The sequence below is a fragment of the Pseudomonas sp. PS01301 genome (assembly GCF_029960215.1).
GTDB classification, from domain to species: Bacteria; Pseudomonadota; Gammaproteobacteria; order Pseudomonadales; family Pseudomonadaceae; genus Aquipseudomonas; species Aquipseudomonas coleopterorum.
The window spans coordinates 1-306 of the sequence record NZ_JASCPM010000131.1 but is presented as its reverse complement, the minus strand read 5'-3'; the positions used below and the strand labels follow the sequence as shown (position 1 = coordinate 306).

The 306-nt window shown below is 57.8% G+C and carries 1 protein-coding gene; it reads left to right on the top strand.

Annotation, left to right across the window (positions count from 1 at the left end; translation table 11 throughout):
* The coding region (locus QMX89_RS22740) for a hypothetical protein (protein ID WP_282349959.1) at positions 1-305 on the top strand (305 nt) is incomplete at its 5' end.
* Between the last annotated feature and the right edge of the window lies 1 nt (position 306).

Genomic DNA, 306 nt, shown 5'->3' with positions numbered 1-306 from the left:
AAGACAAACTGATCACGAATGTGTCTCTGGGCGCCACGGTCAAAGCGGGCCTGGATGGAGCCGCCGCGGTAGTGCCTCATCCCGTCGCCAAGGTTGGCCTCAGAGTCCTGTCTGCGGCGTGGACGGTGACGGGCGTGGTGCATGGCGCTGAAGAGCTGGGTGAGATTGCCAAAACCCACGAGGATCTGCTCGTGAGTAAGACCGGAGAAAACCTCATGGCGCAAATGAAGACTGTGAATGCGTCGAATCGTGGAGTGATCTTGGATCGCGTCAAAAAGAGCTACGGCTTCTCCGACACTCCATGAG